Origin of the sequence: Novosphingobium sp., from assembly GCF_027486195.1 — a bacterium.
Lineage (GTDB): Bacteria > Pseudomonadota > Alphaproteobacteria > Sphingomonadales > Sphingomonadaceae > Novosphingobium.
In genome coordinates this window covers 40,954-63,089 of sequence record NZ_JAIXPP010000042.1, presented here as the reverse complement: position 1 = coordinate 63,089, position 22,136 = coordinate 40,954, and the positions used below count along the sequence as shown (strand labels likewise).

General features: G+C 65.1%; 25 protein-coding genes and 1 pseudogene. 17 read left to right on the top strand and 9 right to left on the bottom strand.

Going from position 1 to position 22,136, the window contains the following annotated elements; genetic code table 11:
* The first annotated feature begins 201 nt into the window (after positions 1-201).
* The 3 genes from Q0071_RS08575 to Q0071_RS08565 all read left to right on the top strand — a co-directional run bounded on the left by Q0071_RS08575 (position 202) and on the right by Q0071_RS08565 (position 2,054).
* On the top strand, positions 202-1,029 hold the full coding sequence (locus tag Q0071_RS08575) for a response regulator (protein WP_298167457.1): 828 nt from the start codon (positions 202-204) through the stop codon (positions 1,027-1,029).
* 153 nt (positions 1,030-1,182) lie between these two features.
* Positions 1,183-1,389, top strand: a complete 207-nt coding sequence (locus Q0071_RS08570; RefSeq protein ID WP_298167454.1) for a NepR family anti-sigma factor — start codon at positions 1,183-1,185, stop codon at positions 1,387-1,389.
* Between the two features lie 8 nt (positions 1,390-1,397).
* Positions 1,398-2,054, top strand: a complete 657-nt coding sequence (locus Q0071_RS08565) for a lyase family protein (RefSeq protein WP_298167452.1) — start codon at positions 1,398-1,400, stop codon at positions 2,052-2,054.
* 138 nt (positions 2,055-2,192) lie between these two features.
* Here the strand turns inward: Q0071_RS08565 and Q0071_RS08560 are convergent, their stop codons facing one another.
* Positions 2,193-2,558, bottom strand: a complete 366-nt coding sequence (locus Q0071_RS08560) for a PRC-barrel domain-containing protein (RefSeq protein WP_298167449.1) — start codon at positions 2,556-2,558, stop codon at positions 2,193-2,195.
* 227 nt (positions 2,559-2,785) lie between these two features.
* On the opposite strand from Q0071_RS08560, the gene Q0071_RS08555 reads away from it, so the two are divergent.
* Entirely contained in the window at positions 2,786-3,370 is a 585-nt protein-coding gene (locus Q0071_RS08555; protein WP_298167446.1) for a DUF4142 domain-containing protein, read from the top strand.
* 118 nt (positions 3,371-3,488) lie between these two features.
* On the opposite strand, the gene Q0071_RS08550 is transcribed toward Q0071_RS08555, so the two are convergent.
* From Q0071_RS08550 to Q0071_RS08540, 3 genes are all read right to left on the bottom strand, one after another.
* A complete protein-coding gene (locus tag Q0071_RS08550; RefSeq protein WP_298167444.1) occupies positions 3,489-4,124 on the bottom strand; it encodes a Crp/Fnr family transcriptional regulator in 636 nt (211 codons plus the stop codon).
* 524 nt (positions 4,125-4,648) lie between these two features.
* On the bottom strand, positions 4,649-5,578 hold the full coding sequence (locus tag Q0071_RS08545; RefSeq protein WP_298167442.1) for a hypothetical protein: 930 nt from the start codon (positions 5,576-5,578) through the stop codon (positions 4,649-4,651).
* Between the two features lie 98 nt (positions 5,579-5,676).
* Positions 5,677-6,864, bottom strand: a complete 1,188-nt coding sequence (locus tag Q0071_RS08540) for a S8 family serine peptidase (protein WP_298167439.1) — start codon at positions 6,862-6,864, stop codon at positions 5,677-5,679.
* A gap of 118 nt (positions 6,865-6,982) precedes the next feature.
* Here Q0071_RS08540 and Q0071_RS08535 point away from each other — a divergent pair, with 118 nt between their 5' ends.
* The 3 genes from Q0071_RS08535 to Q0071_RS08525 all read left to right on the top strand — a co-directional run bounded on the left by Q0071_RS08535 (position 6,983) and on the right by Q0071_RS08525 (position 9,136).
* Positions 6,983-7,471 carry an RNA polymerase sigma factor gene (locus Q0071_RS08535; RefSeq protein WP_298167511.1) on the top strand — a complete coding sequence of 163 codons (489 nt, stop codon included), beginning with the start codon at positions 6,983-6,985 and terminating at the stop codon, positions 7,469-7,471.
* The gene (locus Q0071_RS08530) at positions 7,468-8,223 is read left to right on the top strand and encodes a hypothetical protein (RefSeq protein WP_298167436.1); all 756 of its coding nucleotides are present in this window, start codon (positions 7,468-7,470) and stop codon (positions 8,221-8,223) included. Before Q0071_RS08535 ends, Q0071_RS08530 begins: the two co-directional genes overlap by 4 nt.
* Before the next feature lie 61 nt (positions 8,224-8,284).
* Positions 8,285-9,136 (top strand): transporter, encoded by an 852-nt coding sequence (locus Q0071_RS08525; protein WP_298167434.1) that lies wholly within the window; start codon positions 8,285-8,287, stop codon positions 9,134-9,136.
* Between the two features lie 10 nt (positions 9,137-9,146).
* Here the strand turns inward: Q0071_RS08525 and Q0071_RS08520 are convergent, their stop codons facing one another.
* Complete coding sequence (locus Q0071_RS08520; RefSeq protein ID WP_298167431.1) at positions 9,147-10,805, bottom strand: DUF5597 domain-containing protein; 1,659 nt, start codon at positions 10,803-10,805, stop codon at positions 9,147-9,149.
* 148 nt (positions 10,806-10,953) lie between these two features.
* On the bottom strand, positions 10,954-11,115 hold the full coding sequence (locus tag Q0071_RS08515) for a hypothetical protein (protein ID WP_298167428.1): 162 nt from the start codon (positions 11,113-11,115) through the stop codon (positions 10,954-10,956).
* Here Q0071_RS08515 and Q0071_RS08510 point away from each other — a divergent pair.
* The 10 genes from Q0071_RS08510 to Q0071_RS08465 all read left to right on the top strand — a co-directional run bounded on the left by Q0071_RS08510 (position 11,114) and on the right by Q0071_RS08465 (position 20,261).
* A complete protein-coding gene (locus Q0071_RS08510; RefSeq protein WP_298167425.1) occupies positions 11,114-11,320 on the top strand; it encodes a hypothetical protein in 207 nt (68 codons plus the stop codon). The genes Q0071_RS08515 and Q0071_RS08510 overlap by 2 nt on opposite strands.
* A gap of 468 nt (positions 11,321-11,788) precedes the next feature.
* Positions 11,789-11,914: a hexameric tyrosine-coordinated heme protein gene (locus Q0071_RS08505; protein WP_298167422.1), complete on the top strand. Its 126-nt coding sequence runs from the start codon at positions 11,789-11,791 to the stop codon at positions 11,912-11,914.
* Between the two features lie 40 nt (positions 11,915-11,954).
* Positions 11,955-13,634 (top strand): MFS transporter, encoded by a 1,680-nt coding sequence (locus Q0071_RS08500; protein WP_298167419.1) that lies wholly within the window; start codon positions 11,955-11,957, stop codon positions 13,632-13,634.
* 10 nt (positions 13,635-13,644) lie between these two features.
* On the top strand, positions 13,645-14,775 hold the full coding sequence (locus Q0071_RS08495; protein ID WP_298167416.1) for an HlyD family secretion protein: 1,131 nt from the start codon (positions 13,645-13,647) through the stop codon (positions 14,773-14,775).
* A gap of 2 nt (positions 14,776-14,777) precedes the next feature.
* Positions 14,778-16,157: an efflux transporter outer membrane subunit gene (locus tag Q0071_RS08490; RefSeq protein ID WP_298167412.1), complete on the top strand. Its 1,380-nt coding sequence runs from the start codon at positions 14,778-14,780 to the stop codon at positions 16,155-16,157.
* Positions 16,158-16,340: 183 nt separating this feature from the next.
* On the top strand, positions 16,341-17,639 hold the full coding sequence (locus Q0071_RS08485; RefSeq protein WP_298167410.1) for an acetamidase/formamidase family protein: 1,299 nt from the start codon (positions 16,341-16,343) through the stop codon (positions 17,637-17,639).
* 178 nt (positions 17,640-17,817) lie between these two features.
* Complete coding sequence (locus tag Q0071_RS08480) at positions 17,818-19,038, top strand: aromatic ring-hydroxylating dioxygenase subunit alpha (RefSeq protein ID WP_298167407.1); 1,221 nt, start codon at positions 17,818-17,820, stop codon at positions 19,036-19,038.
* Positions 19,039-19,060: 22 nt separating this feature from the next.
* Entirely contained in the window at positions 19,061-19,435 is a 375-nt protein-coding gene (locus tag Q0071_RS08475) for a hypothetical protein (protein WP_298167404.1), read from the top strand.
* 2 nt (positions 19,436-19,437) lie between these two features.
* The gene (locus Q0071_RS08470; RefSeq protein WP_298167402.1) at positions 19,438-19,920 is read left to right on the top strand and encodes a nuclear transport factor 2 family protein; all 483 of its coding nucleotides are present in this window, start codon (positions 19,438-19,440) and stop codon (positions 19,918-19,920) included.
* 38 nt (positions 19,921-19,958) lie between these two features.
* The gene (locus Q0071_RS08465) at positions 19,959-20,261 is read left to right on the top strand and encodes a non-heme iron oxygenase ferredoxin subunit (RefSeq protein WP_298167399.1); all 303 of its coding nucleotides are present in this window, start codon (positions 19,959-19,961) and stop codon (positions 20,259-20,261) included.
* A gap of 4 nt (positions 20,262-20,265) precedes the next feature.
* Here Q0071_RS08465 and pcaD read toward each other — a convergent pair whose 3' ends face one another.
* The 3 genes and pseudogenes from pcaD to Q0071_RS08450 form a co-directional block, all read right to left on the bottom strand.
* Positions 20,266-21,051 (bottom strand): 3-oxoadipate enol-lactonase, encoded by a 786-nt coding sequence (pcaD, locus tag Q0071_RS08460; RefSeq protein WP_298167396.1) that lies wholly within the window; start codon positions 21,049-21,051, stop codon positions 20,266-20,268.
* A gap of 65 nt (positions 21,052-21,116) precedes the next feature.
* A pseudogene (locus Q0071_RS08455) lies at positions 21,117-21,218 on the bottom strand (succinyl-CoA--3-ketoacid-CoA transferase); the annotation flags it as partial.
* Positions 21,215-22,120: a dioxygenase gene (locus Q0071_RS08450; protein WP_298167393.1), complete on the bottom strand. Its 906-nt coding sequence runs from the start codon at positions 22,118-22,120 to the stop codon at positions 21,215-21,217. The gene Q0071_RS08450 and the pseudogene Q0071_RS08455, both read right to left, overlap by 4 nt.
* Positions 22,121-22,136 lie beyond the last annotated feature (16 nt).

Sequence of the window (22,136 nt, the reverse complement as noted above, 5' to 3'; positions counted from 1 at the left end):
ATACCGCCGAATCATTGTTTAGCTTGAAACTTTAGTTAGTGTGCATGCTTTGCGGCGAGGCGTGGCAATTGCCCCACAGGCCGCAGCAGGAAGTTTTTTTGTCACGCGGGCGGGAACTACCGGCACGGCAACCGTTTATGTCGAAACCCCGCCACGCTCGCGCGCCGCAGAGTGAAGGGGCCGCGCAATATGGGGCCACTCATGGGCAACTCTTCGGATCCTTCAAACCTTTCCGGCCGCCGCATAACGAGCGGCGATCCGGCCGGCGCGGAACTGGGACGAACCCTGCCCTACCTCCGACGCTACGCGCGCTCGCTAACCGGTCGGCAAACCGCGGGAGACGCCATAGTCCGGGCGCTACTCGAGTCCTCGCTCCGCGACGGTGCGATCCGCGCCGAAATCTGCAACGGACCTGTCGCGCTGTTCCGTGCGTTCACGCAGCTGTGGAAGTCGACCGAAGTCCCGACGCCTCCCGGATCGGTCTCCCCGCATGGCTCGCAGATTGCGCGGATCCCGAGCTTGCCGCGCCAGGCCCTTCTGCTCCATCAGCGCGAAGGCTTTTCGATCCCCCAAACCGCTGCGATCCTGAGTGTTTCAGAAAGATATGCGGAGGAACTCGTCCAGCAGGCGAAGACAGATCTCGGGCTCGAAAACCCGGTGCGCGTGCTCGTCATCGAGGATGAGGCGCTGATCGCATGCCACCTTGAGAGCATCGTTGCCGAAACCGGTCACCGTGTTGTCGCCAATGCGACCACTGCCCAGGACGCGCGCGCCCTGTTCGATCTGGAAAAGCCGAACCTCGTGCTCAGCGATGTGCAGCTCGCAGACGGTAGCTCAGGTGTCGAGGCGGTCGATGCCATCGCGGCGCAGAGCGACGTACCGGTGATCTTCATTACGGCCTTTCCGGAATTGCTGCTTACGGGCGAACGGCCGGAGCCGGCATTCCTGATCGGCAAGCCATTTCGCGATGAAACGGTGCGCACGGCGATCAGCCAAGCGCTCTTCTTCGGCTCACAAGGCCGACAGTGAGGTATTCCCGGTAAGTGCGTTGCACTGCCGGGAATGGTACAAGACGACAATGGAATGCGGGGACGGAGTATGCATTTCCGAGATTTCAATGGCCATACGCGGGCTCTGTTTGTGCAGGCCAGCATGTGCGGTATCGGGCATGAGAAGCGATACATGAACAAGGACCCGTTCTCGAAAGCGAAACCTGCTCCCGGCTTTGAACGAAAGCAGGCGGCGCCGGTCGATCTACAGGATGGCGAGCTTCCCGAAGCCGACTGGAACAAGGACATCCGCGCCTATTACGACGCCGTGGTTGAAGAGCCTGTGCCGCAGGAGTTTCTCGACTTGCTGGCGCAGATCGCCAGCGACATTTCCGAGTAGGTTGCGACATGGCGCTGCGATCCGATGGTCGGACCCGCTCCGAACATGACAGCTTCGGTCCGATCAAGGTTCCTGCTGCAGCATATTGGGGTGCCCAGACACAGCGCAGTCTGGTTCATTTCGATTTTCCGGAACCAGAAAGAATGCCGGTTGCGATCGTGCATGCACTGGCCACGATCAAAGTAGCGGCTTCACGTATCAATCGCGCGCATGGCCTACCAGCCGATCTTGCCGACGGAATCGAAACTGCGGCGCAGGAAGTCATGCGCGGCGATCTCGACGACCATTTTCCCCTCACTGTGTGGCAAACCGGCTCGGGTACGCACACCAACATGAACGTCAACGAGGTCATTGCCGGCCGGGCAAACGAGATCCTGACATGCGGTCACGCTTGGCGCCTTGCAGCGATAGTGGGTTTCACTCGCCACGCCCTCCAGGGACTTCGCGCTGACGAGGCTCGTATCGCCGATCTCGTCGAACGCTCGCTCATGCTCGTGACCGCGCTCGCGCCGCATATCGGCTACGACAAGGCCGCGCGAATTGCGCACGATGCCCATGCTCGCGGCCTGACCTTGCGCGAAGCAGCGCTTGAAAGCGGGATTGTCGATGCAGACGTCTTCGATCGACTTGTCCGCCCACAGCACATGGTAACCCCGCAAAGCTGAACCATGACTCGAATTACGCACCGACTACGGTCCCCCCGTGGGCTCGGCGCGATGTCGTTCAGCTGACCGTCCGGCGTGGGCAAAGCGCGCTCCGGTGAGAGTGCCGAGAGGCGCGCTTACGTCCAACGCCTCACGCAGTCAGTAGTAGGTCAGGCCGTAGTGGGAGTAGATCTCCTTGCCATACTGACGGTCGAATTCCGGTGCTGCGGAATCGCCATAGTGCGGCGCATCACCGAGTTGCTCCTGATTGAGCTCGACAACATAGCCGCTCTTGTTCGGATCATAGGCCAGCATTTCCCACGGGATGGGGTAGTAATCGCTGCCGATGCCAAAGAACCCACCGAACTGAAGCACGGCATAGCGTGCCTTGCCCGAGCGCTTGTCGACCATGAAGCGCTGGATGGTGCCAAGGCGCTCGCCTTGCGGATTGTAGACTGCTGTGCCTTCAACCCTGTCGGAAGAGATGAGATCATGCGTCTCATAAGTATCAGACGTGTCGGACATGTCATGGCTCCTGCTGTTGAAATGGCCTCGGGGTGCCTGAGGACATTGCGACAACGTGGAGCGACTGGCGTTGTTCCGGCTCCCCCTCCCCTTCCGACTTTCTAACCCAAATCAGTATCTGCTGATGGACCTCTCCGGCTCGGCGAACGTTATCTGCGGCACTGGGCCCTCCTCTCTGGATGGGTCTGCGATGGCATCACCATGCCATTTTTCAGAGGAGATGGCTTATGGAACGTGCGTTCTGGATCGTGGCTCCGGCCCTCGCTTTGGCATTAGCCGGGTGCGACAAGAAGGTGGATGGCGAGAGTCCGTCGGGTGACAAAGTGACGCTTGAAGCGCCAGACATAAAGTTGCCCGCTGCAGTCACCCAGACGACTCACGCGCGCGGCTATCTCGACAAGGCAGCAGCCGGGGACAGCTTTGAAATCCAGTCCTCGCAGGCGATCCTGAAGACCACGGGGAACGCCGACATACGCTCGTTCGCCAAAACGATGATCGCCGCGCATGAGAAGTCCACCAACGAATTGCTCAGCGCAGCAGACAAGATCAAACTCGCGCCGGGCTTGCCGGCTCTGACCGATGATCAGCAGGAGCAGCTTGGCCAACTCGCCGCCGCAAATGGGGCCGACGCTGACAAGCTCTACCTCGACATGCAGCGCACCGCGCACAAGGATGCGCTGGACCTGCACCAGCACTACGCTTCTGATGGCGATACGCCGAACCTCAAGGCAGTCGCGGCAACGATCGCTCCCGTAGTCCAGTCGCATCTCGATATGCTGGACAAACTGCCTGGCTCGTCCCCCGCCCACTAGGCAGTCCGCGCCGGGAACATCGCTTCAACCCTCGAAGCGTGATCTCCCGCGCGGGATCATACCGGCCACGACGCCCCTCGGTGTCGTGGCCGGCCCTTTTCTGGCGGACTGGCGTATCCTACTGGCACGCAGGGCCGCACATGCGCCGCAGTTCTGCCGGGTCGAGCAATTCTAGCCGGCCTGCGGTGAGGGCGATCACCCTTTCACCGCGAAGGATCTGCAGCACGCGGTTGGCATGGACCGCAGAAATCCCCACGACATCGGCAATGTCATGCTGTGTGAGCGGCATTGGGCAGCGGTTGGCCACGACCTTGCCCGTCAGTTCCATGCGTTCGAAAAGATCGACGAGCAGCGCGCAGATGCGCTCGGTCGCGCTCATCCGCCCAAGGTTCACGATCCACGTCTCATGGTTTTTCAGCGTGCGTGCGATCGCGTTCAGCACTTCCAGGATGCCCGGTGCCCCGTGCGCGAGGTCTGCCCGGATCCGGGCCAGCGGGAGTTCGACGAACGAAACATCGGTCAGAGCCACGATCGGCCAATTGGCCCGGCCGGTAAGGAGCCACTGCGCTTCGCAGTAGTCGCCAGGCAGGAACAATGAAATGATCTGGCGGCGGCCATCGGGCAGGAGCCGGTACTGGCACGCCCAGCCGTCGACGACCCGGAACAGGCGGTCGGTCGTCTCATTGCGCCGCACCAAGTGTGCATGGCGGCGTATGTGCCTGACTCCGGCCGGTTCGATTGCAATTGCAGCCATCGACAATTCATCCGCGTGAGGGTCTGTCACCATTCAATCGTTTCGCCGGGCGGCTGTTCCCGCACAAACCGATGCTGATCGCGCGGTAATCTCTGCGCATCGCTTCATGGCTTTCGCGCGGCCACTCCGGCAGCGACAGGTGCGCCAAGAAGGATGGCGCCGACAGCAGGTTTGAAAACGACGATGGTCGGTGGCGCTCGTTTCTGGCGCGGACTGGATTTTTGCCAAGTGGGTCGAACCCATCGCAATTCGCGCTTGCGACTTCTGCGACGCATACCCGGATCGGCACATGAACTGCCACCCTGAGCGACCCTGCAATTGTGGGCGGCAAGCAGTATGTCGTCATCTACGCCGGCGGCCATCATTTCATGGAAACGCCGACTGGTGATGCCCTGTCAGGGTAAGGTGCGGGGGTGGGCTTTGCGCCCGGCACGACCTGGCCCGTCCCACCCGCCTCTTTGCAGGCGATAGTGCCCGACCTCGCTGCCGCGGTCATCCCGCAGCAGCGAGGTCACTGCACGAGGTCACTTCCGGGCCGTGGATCGCGCTGGCGCCCCCTGCTTGGGCGCCGCGCTCTTCGCAGCGGCCTGTTGCTGCTTGATCTGGCTCTCGCCCATCGCCGAAACTAGCGCATTGCCCTTGCCTGAGAAATTCGCAGCCGGCAGCATGGCGGTTGCGCCATCGACCTTGACGAGGACCGCCTGCACTTCACCATGCGTATCCGCGATCACACTGCGGACCTTGCCCAGGCGGTTCCCGTCAGGGCCAAGGACGCTCATGCCGCGGCTGACGGAGAAGGCTCCGTCGCCAGCCGCCGCCAGACTGCCCGCAGCGGCCAGATTGCCCGATGCGCCAGACAGCAGGCCGTTGGCGCTGCCGTTCGCCGTTCCTGTCGCAACGCCGCTCGCCGAACCGGCAGTCTGCCGCGCTGCGGAGCCAATCATCCCCGCGCTGCTGCGCGCGGTCATTGCGGCATCGGATGCAGCCGTGCGGGCCGTGCTAAGCGTCCCTGTGGCGGTCTGGGTCAGCGCATCTGTGCCGAAGAGCTGCGCATCGGCGCTACCTGCGGCGCTGCCCGAAGCGCTACCCGAGGCGCTACCCGCCATCGCCTGTGCAGGCGTGGAGACAGCCTGCGCCGCCATCCCGGTCAGCCCGGCATTGGCGCTGCGATCGGCATGAACCGTGCCGCTCTTCGCGTTGACGTTCTGACTACCGGCGGTGCGGGCGCTGGACTTCGAGTTCGCGAGCGGGGCGGTCCCGACAGTGTCGACCGGCGAACGGACGGTGTCCATCGTCGAGCCAATGCTGCCCGGTCCGTTCAAGGTACCGCCCAGCGTTCCACCCAAGGTGCCACCCAGTGTGCCGCCAAGCGCGCCGCCGCCGCCGATGAGCTGGGCGTGCGCGGGCACGATGGTGAGGAGCAGCGCGGTGGTCGATGCGAGAAGGATCTTCATGGCAATTCCCTTTCGTTCCGGTGCGGGCACGATCTTTTCGTGCCGCATGCAAGGGAAACGGATGGGCGTTGCGGCTTAATCCATCACAGGCGAAAATTTCATCGCGTGCGGCGGCAAAGGCCGCAGATGAGGCCGCGCCCGAAGACGGGATCAGGCCCGCGGCGGCCAAGATCGTGCGCTTCGCCGTCAAGCTCGGCCTGCCAGCGCGCGCCTGCGCCTGACAAGGCATGCGCGGTGCGCACCGCGACCAGAGGCGCGGCAAAGGATGTGCCGCGCACCGGCTTCCACACCCCGGCAGCGTTGGCCGCCAGCATATCGGCGCCCGGAGCGGCATAATCGAGATGGAGCGCGCGGCCGGCCTCGATCAGGGCGCGGTTGCGGCCATCGACCGCTGTCACGGCGAGTACGCCGGGATAGGAGGCGGGAAACGACGGCGGCGCGGCAGGACCATCGTTGCCGACCGCCGCCACCACGACCGCGCCGCGCGCCTGGACCGCCTTGATCGCGCGCTCCAGCACCGGATTGCGCGGGCCGACCAGACTGATCGAGACGACCCGCGCCTGCTGCGCGACCATCCAGCCCAGCGCCTGCGCGATGGCCATGGCATTCCCGCCGGCGGGATCGGTGCCATAGACATCAGCCGCCACGATCTGGGAAGCGCCCGCATGCAGCAGCAGCGAGACGACCGCGCTGCCATGATCGCAGGCAAGTGGCGCACCGCGCGCAAAGCCGCGCAAGGCAGCGACCGGCGCGGAAGCCGCAGGCGCTCCGTCGATCACCCCGATCCGCGTGGACACGGCTTCGAGCGGCGGCACCGCCTTGCCGGGCGAGCCTGCTGCTGCCTTGCCAGATGCGAGGTAGAGCTGATCCGCAGCGATCGTCGCGCCAGGCAGCAGCCCGTGCAGCTCCCGCTGCGCTCGGGCGAGCGACTGGCCGGCTGGCACCGCAAGGCGGAGGACCGAGATGCCAAGCTCGGGCACGTCCTCGCGGGCGATGAGGGTGAAACCAGCCTGCAGCGCACGCGCGAGCGATGCATCGTCCGCACCCTCGAGCAGAAGCTCGCCGCGCCGCGCAGGCTGGCCATCCCCGTCGAACTCGATGGCTTCGCGGTGATCGCGCACCAGTCGGTCCAGCCGCAGGGTCCGGACCGAGGCGAGGCGTTCCACCGTCTCGAGGCGGGTGCCCACCGCCTGATCGACAAGACCGTCTATGCTGCCCCTCACCCGGCCCAGCGTCTGGTCGATGCCGGGCAGGCCGAGCTGTGCAGCAGCCGGAGCGGCAGCCACGACCAGCGTGAGTGATAGGAGCCGGCGCAAGTGCATGACGTTGAAGCCTTGATTCTTTTTGCTGAACTGCGGATTAAACGAGCGGAGCCGGGCGTTTCATCCATGAAAGGAAAGAAAGCTGGCCGAACGCTTCGAATCGCAGATCCTGACGCACCTGCCGCGCCTGCGGCGGTTTGCGGTCGGGCTGGCGCGCGATCAGGCCGACGGCGACGATCTGTGCCAGATGACCATCGAACGTGCGCTTGCCCGCCGGGATCAGTGGCAGGAAGGGACACGGCTCGACAGCTGGATGTTCAGGATCATGCGCAACATCTGGATTGACGAAACGCGTTCCCGCTCACGCCGGTGGCAAACCTTCGTCGATGAGGAACACGGCACAGCCGAAGGAGCCAACGGCGATCAGGAGGCTGTTGTCGAGCTTGGCAACATCGATCGCGCCCTCGCGCGCCTGCCTACCGAGCAGCGCGAGGCGGTGCTGCTCGTGATGGTCGAGGGCTATTCTTACAAGGAAGCCGCCGAGATCGTCGGCTGCCCGGTCGGTACGCTGAATTCGCGGCTGGTACGCGGCCGCGATGCATTGCTCACTTTGCTTGGGACTACGCCATGACAATCACCCCGGAACAGCTTGCGGCCTTTGCCGATGGTCAGCTCCCGGAAGCGGAGGCGCGGGCCATTGCCGCTGTGGTCGCGCTCGATCCCGATCTTGTCCGCCAGGTGGTGCAGCATCGCGCACTGCGGGACCAGCTTTCCGCCCATTTCGCCCCGTTCATGGATGCGCCCATCCCGGAGCGACTGACGGCGGCATTGAAGGAGCCGCAAGGCCAGGTGATCGATTTCGCCGCAGCGCGGAAGGAACGGGCGGGCCGCCGGCCGGCTCCCGCTACGGACTGGCGGCAAGGGTACTTGCGGCGCTGGGCGTGGATTGCCGGACCTGCGCTGGCTGCCACGCTGGTTCTGGCCGTCCTGCTGCCCCGGCTTGCCGATCGGGAAACTCCGATGGCGAATGGTCCGGACTATGCTTCAGGGCCACTTGCCGACGCACTCGGCAAGCAACTATCCGGCGAAACATCCGGTACGGCACCGACGCGCATCCTGCTCAGCTTCCGCGACAGGACCGGAACTTATTGCCGCGCCTTCGCGGGCAAGGCGCAGGCCGGAATCGCTTGCCGCGATGAACAAGGCTGGCAGCTGCGCAAGGTGTTTGGCGCTACGGCGGGCCAGTCGGGCGATTATCGCCAAGCGGGCAGCACCGATGCCGCGCTGATGGCCATGGCGCAGGACATGGCGCCGGACGGCGCACTCGACGCTGCGCAGGAACAGGACGCGAAGGCCCGCGGTTGGCGCAAGACGCCACACTGATTGCCGGCACGATGGATTAAGCGGCGCGCGGCGTTCGTTTTCGCCACGAAGGTACGGCCCTGTGAGCCGCCATATCGTGGAGACGACCATGCGCAAGTTCATGATTTCCGGCGTTCTGACCGCAGTTCTCGCGCTGCCCCTGCCGGCTTCGGCGCAAGAGCTTTCCGCATCTGGTCCGCCTGAAACCCCAAAAAGCCGAACTACTGCCGAGGTCTTTGGCGGTTTGGACTATGAGCAAGGCAAATACGGCACCGGTGCGAAGGTCGAAACCGCATCGGCGAAGATCGCAGTGAGCATGCGCAAGGGGCGGGTGAGGCTGGCAGCGGCCGTACCCTATGTGCGGACAACGGCGCCGATCGACGTGGTCGTCAGTCAGGGCGGTCTGTTTGGAACCCCGCTGCTGGGCAGCAACACCAGCCAAACGGTGCGGACGCGGCGCGAAGGGATCGGCGATGCGGCAATCGAGGCCGCCTACGACGTGCCAGCAGCAGGCTTCATCGCCTCGCTCGGCGCCGGGATGAAGCTGCCGACTGCCTCGCGCAGCAAGGGCCTGGGCACCGGCAAGGTCGATTACGCGGTGAACGCCGAAATCGCCCGTCCCTTGCGCGGCGGCATTACGCCGTTTGCAGCTGTGGGATACACTCTCGTCGGCAAGCCAGAGGGGTTTGCCGTGCGTAACACGCTCGCGGCCTCGGCCGGAACGCGCATTGCGCTCTCGTCGCGGGCATCGGCGGCGATTTCCTATTCCTACGAGCAATCCGCAGCGCGCGCGCTCACTGACCGCCAGAGCATCGGCTTCGGAGTGGGCGTTGGCATCGGGCGCAAGCTGCAACTGGGGCTGCAAAGCGAAGCCGGGCTGAGCCGGGGCGTGCCCGATGTCAAATTGGGCCTGCGCTTGGGAGCAGGTTTCTAGGTCGCTGCGCTCAGCCCGGAGGCATCAGCCTGATCCGGATCGTGCCGACGCGGTCAGTCGGCACGATGCTCAGCCGTTCGTCACCATTCAGGTTTCGGCCGGGCTTCCAGCCTTCGGCAGTCATGCGCCCTTCTTCGACCCGGTCGAGTTCGGCGAGCACCGAACCCTTGGAGAAGTCGGCGGTAAAGCCCTTGCCGATGATCAGGAATGTGTCTTTCCCCTCGGCAATGATGATGCCGAATGCCCGCCCATCCCCCGGCGCAGGCCGGGCCAGCGGCCCTTCCGTCTCGCTGGGTAGTGGCGGTGGCGGCGGGGGTGCCTGAAGTCCGACGTCGAGCAGCATTTGCCGCAGCAGTCCCATCGTCTCCTGAACCGTAATGCTGTAGCCGCCCAACGTGATCACGGCGGGCTTGCCATCGTCGAGCAGAACTCCCGCGATGCGTCCTTCCGCCTGCGCGCGCGCAATCACCGCGTCCAAGCCAGAAAGCTGGGACAAGGCCTGCGCGAGTTGGCTATCGACTCGCCCATCCTCGATCCCGAAAACCGAGTAACCGATCGCGCGATGCTGCCCGAGCGCCCAGAACAGGTTGCCTGTGCGAAATTCAGCCTCGGGCACGAATAGGGGGTTTCCCGCATGATCGTAGTCGGCCAGCACCTGCTTGGCGTTGGGCGTGTAGATGTCGGGTGAGAGCATATCGAGCGAAGGCGCCGCTGCGCGCCAGACATCGAGCACGCGCCGCGCGGGACCCCCGCTGGGATACTGCCCTGCCGTGGGCTGGCCGTCCTGCGGACCCAGCCAGCCATTGGTATACATCGGCAGCTTGAGTTCCGCTTTGCCCGCCGCAGCCAGAGCTTCCATGTAGCGGGCAAAGTGCCAGGCCATGAACACCTCGTCGGCCTGCCAGTCGGTTCCGAATACCTCGGCCCACGTGCCGGAGGAGCGGCGACCCTGACGGGCCCACAACGCATCGAGCTCTGGTTTCAGGGCGGAACGGTTTGCGCCAAGGAACCTCAAGAGTTCCGTCGGCACCGGTGCCCTCCACGCCGCTTCTGCCAGAGCCGAGCGATCGCGGCTGTCGCGTAGCAGTCCGGATTCGTTGTTCACCTGCACCATGATCACGCGGTGGTCCGCGTCGACCGTGGCCAGATGCTTCATCAGCGCCGCGAAGGCCTTGCGATCCGCCTTGAGCAATTCGGGCGAGAACACCGAAAGTACCGGCTTGGGCATGGCGCCGGGGTAGGTGAACGCCTCCTTCAGTGCGCCCTTGGCGACCGCACGGGGGAAGCGCGAAGTGTCTGCGCGGACCCATGTTGGCGCATAGGTGGACGAAGCATTCTTGAAGGCCCCGAACCAGATGAGCACGATCCGCATGTTGCGCCCCCGAGCCTCGGCGATCTGCGCGTCGACAAGGCTGAAATCGAACCGGCCTTCCTTTGGCTCCGAGTCCTCCCACGACACGGTCGAGACCACCGTGCGTACATGCATGGCCTGAAGCTTGTCCCACACCGGACCCATGTATTCCGGGCTGGAAGCGCTGGAATTGTGGAGCTCGCCGCCCAGCGCCAGATAGGGCTTGCCGTCCACCAGCAGCTGGCGATCGAGCAGGGCGGGGAGCGGTTCGGCGGCCATGGCAACCGACACCGGCAGCGCCGCCAAGGCCACGGCCATTCCGAGCAGGCGTTTTTGCAAGACAGGATCCTCTTCGCGCTAGCGCATTTTTCACATAACTAGAATGCCCCTTCTCATTTGGCAAACTGTGGTTCAAAGTTGTCTTGCAGGCAGGCTCGCTGCGAGCATTGACCTTTTTGCATAGAGTTTAATGCAATTCGGCCTTGTCCGGCCCGCCGAACCGGAAGTGCCAGAGCAGCGGGCTTTTCAGCATTTCCTCCCAGGGCCCGACCCCGGGGATCGGCGCGTCCATCAGCACGAAATGCTTCACCGGGGTGCGGTTTTCCGCCGCGAAGGCGAAGCCTGCCATGTCCACCGTCAGCGAGCGGCTGTCCGAACCGGAACGCGCGACCTCGGACTGCCTGATCCAGCGCACCGCGCGGAAGCACGCGTTGACCGAGGGCGCGGAGCTGTTCGTCTGCTACTCGCTCGCCCGCAGCGCGAGCGCGAAAATGACGTTGCTCACCAACTGGCTGAGAGAGACCTTCCGCAACCCTCCCTGCTGGGACCTCTAGCTCTGTGCCTGGGGTGCGACGATGAGCAATCGGATAGCTGCGCGCCAGACCCGGCCATGCCTGACCGCTTTCCCGATACCGGGCATATTGGGGCGTTTCGGGCAACAATCAAATGCCGCGCTGGCCGATAACACTTGGAGGGAAACGGGCTTAACTCCGCAACAGCAAAACGAGGCTTCGCCGATGCCGGAGACACTGCAATGAGCGACCTGCCCAGCGATCTTGCCCACACCGCAGAGGCAGCCCATGCCGACCGCGATGGCGGACATCCTGCGCTTTGGCCCACAATCTGCGAGGGGCTGGGCGCTTCGGGCAACGATCGCGGTCACCGCGGCCGAGAGCGGCCCTTGCGCTTTACTTTCGGCAAGCCAAGTACCGAAAAACACGATAAAAAATGTTGCTGGAACGGGCGATTCCGGGCGGCATCGATAACACTTTGCTTTTGCCTTGCACTGAAGGAGCGAGATCATGACCACCTGTCTTGAAACACTTGTGACCGACACGGCCGAAGCCGGCTTTGCCCTCGCGATGAAGCTGTCGCGCATGGCGGTGAACTTCCAGACGATCGCCGCCGCCAATGCCTATTGGCGTTGAGCGCAGCAGCAATGCGGGCGGGCATTGAAGGAGCGCCACGATGACCGAGGAGGCGCCCTATGTCTTCAAGCTGCACGAACGGCCAACGCTGCCTGGTTCGCCCGCGAATCCCGATCATCCCGCATCGCGGCGGCGCGGCTATTTCGCGATTGGCGCGCTGGTCGGCATCACCGGCGGGCTGGGCAATGCGCTGACCCTTGTCAATCTGGGCTTCGCGCAAGGCTCGCTCGGACTCTACAGCGACGAGGCGACCTGGCTGACGGCGGCGTATTTCATGACAAATGTGCCGTCCAACCTCTTGCTGGTGAAGTATCGCCAGCAGTTCGGATTGCAGCCGTTCATCCGCTGGATGCTCGCGGCCTATGCGGTGTCCACGCTGCTGCACCTTTTCGTTCACGATTTCTGGTCAGCAGTCGCCGTCCGGGCGATCAGCGGCATCGCTGCGAGCGGCCTTTCGACGCTGACGATCCTCTACTTCATGCAGAGCATGACCGCGCCGCGCCGGCTGGCGGGCGCGATGATCGGCATCTGCGTGCCCATGCTGGCGACACCGCTTGCCCGTGCGCTCTCGCCCCGGCTGCTCGACTGGGGAGACTGGCACATGCTCTACTGGTTCGAGCTCGGCCTCGCGCTTGCTACGCTCGCGGCGGTCATGGCGCTCCCGTTGCCGCCTAGCGAGCGCGAAAAGGTGTTCGAGCCGCTCGATTTCCTCACCTTCGCGCTGTTTGCGCCGGGCATTGGCCTCCTCGTCGCGGTGCTCTCCGAAGGCCGCATCGAATGGTGGACCGAGCGCCCGTGGATGGGGATCGCGCTGGTGCTGAGCGTCGTGCTGATCGGCGCCTCGCTCATCCTGGAGCATCTACGGGAAAATCCGCTGATCCAGACACGCTGGCTCGGCACGCGCCACCTCGTGCGGCTGATCCTCGTTGCCGCCTCGATCCGCATCCTCCTCTCCGAACAGGCATTCGGCTCGATCGGCCTGCTCACTGTCCTTGGCATGAGCAACGACCAGATGGTGACGCTGAACCTGATCGTCGTTGCCGCCTCGCTCGCTGGCCTCGCGACGGCAGTTCTTACGTTCCGGCCCAGCAACCTCACCGCGCCGATCAACTTTGCCGTGCTGCTGATCGCGATCGGGGCGTTCATCGACGCCTCGGCCACCAATCTGACGCGGCCGGAAAACCTCTATTTCAGCCAGGCGCTAATCGGGTTTGCATCGCTGCTGTTCCTGGCGCAGGCGATGGTCATCGGCATCTCGCGCACGCTACTGGCGGGGCCAAAGCATTTCATCAGCTTTGTCGTCCTCTTCGCCATGAGCCAGAGTGTCGGCGGGCTAGTCGGGACGGCGCTGCTGGGCACCTACCAGATCGAGCGCGAGAAGTACCACTCGCACGAACTGGTGCAGTCGATCGTGATGACCGATCCGGTCGTCGCGGCGCGGATGCGCGGCAGCGCGGGCGTGCTGGCGCCGACCCAGGGTGACGCCGCGCTGCGCGGCGCGGCTGGTGGTGCGCTTGTTGCGCAGCAGGTTGCGCGCGAAGCCAACATTCTCGCCTTCAACGACGTGTTCCTGCTGGTCGGCGCGCTTGCGGTGCTGACCGAGCTGTGGGGCCTTGCCATTCGCTGGTCGATCTGGCGGCGGCGCGAGCCATCACCCGTCATCCTGTTGCAGCAGAAAATGGCGCAGGCTGCACAGGCAGCCGCGCAGCCAAAGCCATGAGGCCATAGCCATGACCGAGACCGCCACCATCACCGCTTCGCCGCCCGGCACCGCCGCAGATCCGCAAGTCGCGGCCACACCGCCCGCAGGCTGGAGCCCGCCCACCAAGAGCCGGACAACGGTGGCGATCATCATCGTGGTGGCTCTGCTGGCGATCATGGCCCTGCTCTATGCGTGGCGCCTCCCGCCTTTTGCCGGGATCACCGAAGCGACCGACAACGCTTATGTGCGCGGACGGGTCACAATCATCGCGCCGCAGGTCAGCGGTTATGTGACATCAGTGCCGGTGCAGGATTTCACCGAGGTGAAGGCCGGCCAGATCATCGCGACGATCGACGACCGCATCTACCGCGCGCGGGTGGCGCAGGCCGAGGCCAACGTCGCGGCACAGGAAGCCGCACTGGCCAATTCCGCGCAGGCCCAGCGCTCGCGCGAGACGGCGACGCTCAGCCAGGATGCCGCAATCGCCAATGCCCACGCGCAGCTTGATCGTGCCCGCGCAGACATGAAGCGCGCAGATGCCCTCGTGGCCGACGGATCGATCTCGGAGCGCGAACGCGACCAGACCCACGCCGCGCTGATGGCTGCGGAAGCCGGGGTGCGCCAGGCCGAGGCAGGACGCGCCATCGGCACGCAGGATGTGCGAACCGTGGTCGTCGGACGCGACGGCCTGCGTGCGGCGGTCGAGGCGGCAAAAGCGCAGCTGCGGCTGGCGCAGATCGATCTCGAAAACACCGTGATCCGCGCGCCGGCCGATGGCCAGCTTTCCGAGATCGGCGTGCGCAATGGCGCCTATGTCACTCCGGGGACCCAGCTCGTCTTCCTTGTTCCCCACGATGCCTGGATCGTCGCCAACTTCAAGGAGAGCCAGACGCGTGCCATGGCGGTCGGCCAGCCTGCCACGTTCCGCGTCGATGCGCTGGGCGGGAAGGTGCTGACCGGCCACGTACAGAACATCTCCCCCGCTGCCGGATCCGAATTTGCGGTAATCAAGGCTGACAATGCGACCGGCAATTTCGTCAAGGTCGCGCAGCGGATCGCGGTGCGCATTGGGGTAGACCCCGGACAGGCGGCGGCGCGACGGCTGCGGCCGGGCATGTCGGTCGAAGTGTCGGTGGACACACGCGCGATGGGGCAATGATGATGCGCGCCGCCCTTCTCATGCCTGTCCTGCTTTTGGGCGCCTGCGTTTCCGGCGGGCAGCCGCAGAACGCGCCGCCGATAACGCCGCCGCCTGCGTGGCGCGGCGCGGCCGATCAGGGTGGCGGCGCCATCGATGCGCAGTGGTGGCAATCCTTCGACGATCCGGCGCTCGCGCGGCTGGTCGAGCACGCCGTCGCCAACAACCCGGATGTCGCCATCGCCGCCGGGCGAGTGCGCGAAGCGCGGGCCAATGTGGCGCTGGCGCGCGCGCAGCTTCTGCCCACGCTCGATGCAGGACTGGCGGGCGGCCATTCGCGCACGGTCAGCGCCTTCGGCACCCCGCTCAATCAGGACTTCGCCCAGCCGCAGCTTTCCGCAAGCTACGAAGTGGACCTGTTCGGCCGGCTCGCGGATTCCGTGACGGCGTCGCGCGCCACCTTTCTCGCGAGCGAGGCCGCGCATGACAGTGTGCGGCTGTCTGTGGCAGGGGCTGTGTCCAGCCAGTACATCGCTCTGCTCGGCCTCGATGCGCGGCTGCACGTCGCAAGAGAGACGCTGGCCGCCCGCGCCGAGTCCCTGCGCATTGCCCAATCGCGCGACCGGGCGGGCTATTCGCCCAGGCTGGAGCTGCAGCAGGCCCGCGCCGAATATGACGCGACCGCGCAGATCATTCCGCAGATCGAGGCCGCGATCCGGCGCGGCGAAGACAGCCTGAGCCAGCTTTCCGGGGAAACCCCCGGCGCGATCGAACGCGGCAAACCACTCGCCAGCCTTGCCGTGCCTGCGGTACCCGCCGGGCTGCCTTCGGCCCTGCTCGAGCGCCGCCCGGACATTGCCCAGGCGGCCGACCAGCTCGCCGCCACCGACGCGGCGCTTTCCGCCGCACGCAAGCGCTTCTTGCCGCAGCTGCGCCTCGGGCTGAGCGGGGGGCTGGCGATTTCGAGCCTGCTCGCCGATCCCATCACGCTCTGGCAGCTCGGCGGCAGCGCGCTTGCGCCGATCTTTGCAGGCGGACGCCTGCGCGCAGGGGCCGAAGCCGCAGCGGGGCAGCGCGATCAGGCTGCCTTTGCCTATCGCCGCGCCGTGCTGCAAAGTTTTCGCGAGGTCGAAGACGCGCTGGCCTTCATCAAGGGCATCGACGAGCAGATCGCGCTCGCCCGGCACCAGCGCGATACCGTGGCCGAGGGGCTGCGGCTCGCCACCAATCGCTACCGCGCAGGCTATTCGGGCTATCTCGAACAACTCGACGCGCAGCGCGGATTGCTGAGCGCCGATCTGGCGCTTGTCAGCCTTGAAACCGATGCGCTGACGGCGCGCGTGCAGCTTTATCAGGCGCTGGGCGGCGGCTGGACAAGGACAGCGCCCGCCTTGGAAAGGTGATGGGCACCGGCTGACCCGGCCAACCCCTGATCGGAGGGCTGCCATCGGCGCTTTGCTTCGCTGAGCGGCTAATTCCTGCGCTGGCAGCCTTTTGGCCGCCTTAATCCCCCTCGTATGACTGCCGATACCGAGCGCTGAGTCCGCTTGGCACAGAGGTAGTCACCGGCCTCAGGGAGCATGATCATGGCGAGCGTTCGCGACGAGGTTGGAGTTTACGAATATAGCGGCGGCATCGTCGGGCCCGGCATCGCACCGGCTGCAATCGTGCGCGATGGCGGCGTCATCCGCACGGGCACGCCGCCCGGATGCTGGGGTCCGATGATCACGCCGAAGTTTCAGGGCGGGCACGAAGTAACCCGGCCCGTGCTCGTCGAAGGCGCAGAGATCGGCGATGCGATCGCCATCCGTCTGCGCAAGGTTCGGGTCACTTCGCTGGCGACCTCGTCGGGCGTGATGGAGTTCGTCGATGGCCGCTATGTCGGCGATCCGTTCGTGGCCAAGCTGTGCCCGGCCTGCGGCACAACCGCGCCCTCCAGCCATGTCGAGGGCATTGGCGACGATGCCGTGCACTGCGACAGCTGCGGCGCAGAGGTGAGCGCATTCCGCTTCAGCAATGGCTATGTGATCGTCCTCGATCGCGAGAACCAGGTCTCGCTGACCGTGAACAAGCAGGTGGCCGAGGCGCTGGCGCAGGACGCGAAAGTCAATTCCGCGCTGCCTGAGGCTTCGGCCCAGCACTCGATCCTCTCGCTGGCCCGCGCAGACATCGCCGGCCTCGCCGCCCGCATGCGGCCTTTCCTCGGCAACATCGGCACATCGCCCTCACGCGATCTGCCGGATTCGCACAATGCCGGGGACTTCGGCACCTTCCTGCTCGAAGCGCCTCATGGCTACAGCTTCACGCAGGAGGAGCTCGACCGGCACAAGACGGACGGACACATGGACACGAACAGCGTCCGCGAGGGCGCGATCCTGATCTGCCCGGTCAAGATTCCGGGGGGCGGGATCTACATGGGCGACATGCACGCCCAGCAGGGCAACGGTGAGATCGCCGGCCATGCCACCGATGTCGCTGGCGAGGTTGAACTGCAGGTCGAAGTGATCAAGGGCCTCGCGCTCGATGGCCCGATCCTGCTGCAAAATCTCGACGATGTCCCGTTCCTCGCCCGTCCGCTCGATGCCGCCGAACGGGACGCGGTGATCGCACTCGGCGCCAGGTATGGCCAGAACGAGATCGAGGACAACGCACCGATCACCTTCATCGGATCGGGGGCAACCCTCAACGATGCGACCAAGAACGGCCTCGATCGCGCGGCGCGGATCACGGGCATTCCCTATGACGAAGTGATGAACCGCGCGACCATCGCGGGGTCCATCGAGATCAGCCGGCTTCCCGGTGTGGTGCGGGTCACCTTCATGTGCCCCAAGACGATCCTCGCCCGGCTCGGCATCCTTCATCTCGTCGAGGAACAGTACGGCTGAGCGCATTTGTGCGCCCCGCGTGCAGGGCGGTGCAGTCGCGGGATAGCGATGCAGCAGACCGCAAGGCTAGCTCATCGGCGCAGGATTGCTGAGGGGGAGGCAAGTCCCCGCGCAGCACAGGTCCAACCCATCAGCGCGCCCGGTCCGATCCGAGGGTGACAGGCGCAGGAGAGCGAGCATGGCAACTGAGGCACTTCAGATCGACAAGGAACCCGGCCGCTGGGCGCGCAAGTACCCCGATCTCGGCCAGGAGCCGCTTCCGGTCGCGCCCTACATCGACCCTGCGTACTACGAGAAAGAAAAAGAGAAGATCTTCAAGAAGCAGTGGCTCTACGTCGCGCTTGAACGGGAAGTTCCGGAGGTGGGCTCGTACAAGGTCCGCCGGCTGGACCTCGCCGATACCTCGGTGATCATCATGCGCGGGAAGGACAAGGTCATCCGCGCGTTCCACAACGCCTGCTCGCACCGCGGCAACACCGTGGTGACCGAGACCGGCCAGGAAACCTACGGGCGCAATCGCGCCGGGGTGGTCACCTGCCGGTTTCACGGCTGGGTCTACAACGCGCAGGGCGAACTGGTGAACGTGCCGCAGGAAGAGCGCTTCTACAGCTGCTTCGACAAGGCTGAGAACGGCCTGACCGAAGTCCATTGCGATACCTGGGCCGGGTTTGTCTTCGTCAACGTCGATCCCGGCCCGGTCCAATCCCTCAAGGACTTCCTTGGCGGCTATGCCGATCATTTCGGCGGGTTCGATTTCGCCGCCTGCGACCACGGCTTCACCTATTACACGACCCTCAACTGCAACTGGAAGGTCGCATCGGATGCCTTTGCCGAGGCTTACCATGTCGACACCATCCATGCCGGGTCCTTCCCCAACGTGTTCAAGGGGCCGATCGAGGATGTGGAGCTGTTCGGGCCGCACCGGACTTGCTCGGTCCGGCTTCAGGTCGAAAACCTGCCGCGCACCCCGATCGGCGATCTGGCCAACGAGCGTTCACGCGGATCGCTGGCCGCGCAGGGCGGTGCCTCGAGCCTGCCGCCAACACTCAACCCCAACCGCGAGCCGGACTGGGCGTTCGAGCTGAGCGTGCTGTTCCCCAGCGTGCTCCTGCACGTCTCCGAGGGTATCTGGTTCACCCACCAGTTCTGGCCGATCGCGCACGACAAGACGCTGTGGGAAGGCAAATATTACCTGAAGAAGCCGCGCACCTACAGTGAGCTCTGGGGCTTCGAACGGTCGATGGTTCTCCAGCGCAACGCCTGGCTTGAGGATACCGCGACGATGGAAGACACCTACCGCGCCATGCTTTCGGGCGCGAAGAAGGTCCAGCACCTTCAGGACGAAGAAATCCTCATCCGCCACAACTGCAAGGTTGTGGACGACTACGTCAACGCCTGATCCCGCTGGAAGGACCCTGAGCATGAACCAGCCAATGACCGTCCCCGCCGGGTTCGAGGCGCTGATCCCCTTCGCCCGCTGGAACCTTGGCACTGCGGACGAGCGCACCAGCGCGCGCCGCGAAGCCAGCGAAGCGGACCTTCACGCCCTTTATGGCGGCGTGCTGCCGCATATCGAGGCCATCCTCGATGCCTGCGACGCCTTTCCGCTCGGCGAACTCCCGGAATCGCATCAGGGCATTTTCAACATTGCGCTGTCGATGGCCGAAGTCGCGCCGCACATCGAGTTCTACCGGGGCCAGGTGGGCGTGCCTTACGCCTTCGAGGAACAGCGCTTCGTCGCAGTCCACGGCCGCGACCAGACCTGGCAGGCGCTCCCGCCCAACGGACCGCGCTGATCGTGCCCGCCGAACTCGAACTGCGGCTGCGGCGCATCGAGGCCTGCGAGGCGATCCGGAAACTGATCGCGACTTATGCCGTGGGCGCCGACCGCAAGAACGAACCCGCCATCCTCGCGCCGCTGTTCCATCCGGATGCCGAATGGCAGCTGGACGGCGTTGCGCACCTGCATGGGCGCGACGCGATTGCTGCCGGCTTGTCCGAACTGGCGCAGGGCTTCGTCACCTGGTCGCTGCACTACATGGTCTCGCCGCTGATCGAACTCGGGCCGGATGCGACCACCGCGACCTGCCGGTGGTACCTGTGGGAGCTGGCGACCATGAGGCAGGACGACGGCAGCGCGTGCGATACCTGGTACGGCGGCTGGTATGACAGCGAACTCAGCGAGCACGGCGGTGAGTGGCGGTTCGACCGCGTGCAGCTCGATCCGCGCCTTTCCAGTCCGGCAGCAGCGCCGTGGGCCGGCAAAGTGCCCATGGCCTGAGCGTTCGTGGCTGACCATCCGATTTTAAGGAGACCTCTGTGTTGACACTGTGCCGGGCCGCCGACGTGCCTGCCGACGAGCCCTTGCGGGTGGAGCTGGATGATGGCCACGCGCTGGCTGTCTATCGCTGGAAGGACGGCTTCTACTGCACCGACGACCTGTGCAGCCATGGCGAAGCCTCGCTGTCGGAAGGCTATGTGGAGAATGGCCAGATTTTCTGCCCGTTCCACATGGGATCGTTCTGCATCAGCACAGGCGAGCCGCGCGCGGCGCCCTGCTCGGTGCCGATCCGAGCCTACGACGTGACCGAACAGGACGGCGAACTGCGCATCGAGCGCTAGGTCATCAAGCCAGAAACGCCAAGACAGCCTCGGCAAAAGCCTCTGGCTGTTCGATGTTGGACAAGTGGCTGGCATCGAGCGAAACGAGCGTGGAGCCCTCAATCGCCTGATGGATCAAGGCCGCATGCTCGGGTGGGGTTGCCGGATCCTGCAGGCCACTGATCACAAGCGTGGGCCGGTCGATGAGCGGGATGATGCGGCGCAGGTCCATGTCGCGGATCGCGGCGCAGCACCCGGCGTATCCCGCAGGGTCGGTGTTCAGCAGGGTTTCGAGAACTTTGGCAGTTGCGGGGGTGCCGGCAAACGCGGGGGTGAACCAGCGTGCGATCACCGCATCGGCAATCGCGGCCATGCCTTCGCAGCGCACGCGGTTCATCCGATCCTGCCAGCCGGTGGGCGGCCCCATGAAGGCCGATGTGTTGGCAAGCACCAAGCGCCGGACGCGTTCGGGCGCGAAAACGCCCAGCCATTGCCCGGTCATGCCCCCCAACGAGAGGCCGCAGAAATCGACCTGATCAAGGCCAAGGGCATCGAGCAGATTCACCACGTCGCGCCCCAGACGATCGAGGCTGTAGTCACCCAGGGTAACGGCTGACTGGCCATGCCCTCGCGTATCATAGCGCAGGACGCGGTAGCGGGCGGCGAACGCCGGCAGCTGTGGCTGCCACATGGCGCGGCTGGTCCCGAGCGAATTGGACAGCAACAGGACCGGACCATCCTCCGGTCCTTCGAGGGTCCAGGCGATGGCCGCGCCATCGTTCATCGTCGCCCGGCCGCTGCTTTGTGTCATCGTCCCACCTGTCGAAAGTTGGTTCAGCCGGCCACGCCGGCCCTGATCCGCTCGGCCAGAGTGCCCTGCGGGTTCTGTTCGAGCCCGGACCCGCCCGACATGATGGTCATTCCATCGAACAACAGCCCTTCCAGCGCTGCCGCCGGAGAGGGAAAGACCTTGCTCACGCGGCTGCCCGGGGGCGCTGCGAGAAGCCTTGCTCATCAGCCGAGCGGGCCTTTTGCATGCGGAAATCGAAGGCGATATGCGCTCCGTCGCCGGTCCGCTCGGGCACAGGCAGCAGCCCTTCGCGCGTGCCGAACGCAAAGTCGTCGCGGGCGTGAGGATCATCGCCGAAATTGATCTGGGTGGTCAGCGTGCGATACCCCGGCGCTTCAAGGAAGAAATGGACGTGGGCCGGGCGGTTTCCATGCCGGCCGAGCGCGTGCATGAGCTGCTCGGTCGCGCCGCCGGGGGGGCAAGCATAGCCGCGCGGCATCTTGGAGCGGAATGCGTAGCGGCCATCGGAACCGAGCTTGATCCGGCGGCGGTTGTTGAACGGCGATTGCGCGCCGGTCGGGTCGAAGTGCGAGTAGAAACCCTTGGAGTTCGCGTGCCAGACATGCAGCACCGCATCCCCCACCGGTTCGCCGTCCGGCCCGGTCACAGTGCCCGACATCGTCAGGGTTTCCGTATCATCGGGATCGTCGGTCAGGTTCACGTCATTGGTCCGGGTCAGGTCACCATCGACGAGCGGCGCACCGGCCACGTAGAGCGGCCCTTCGATCGTGCGCGGCGTGCCGCCGGTCACGCCCGCTTCCGCGTCCTTGGCGTCCATATGCAGATCAAGGAAGTGCTCGATCCCGATCCCTGGTGCGATCAGCCCGAACTCCTGCGCGCCGTTCTGGAGGAAGGACAGCCCGGCCCAGAACTCGCTCTCGGAAATGTCGTGCTTCTCGATGGTGACGGCGAGCGCCTCAAGCAGATCGCGCAGGATCGCCTTCAGCCGCGCGTTGCCGCCGGTCTGGTCCAGCCCGGCGGCGCGGTCGAACAGGGCCTGCACGGCCGGTGATTTCACGATGTCGGTCATGGCATCCTCCTCGTTG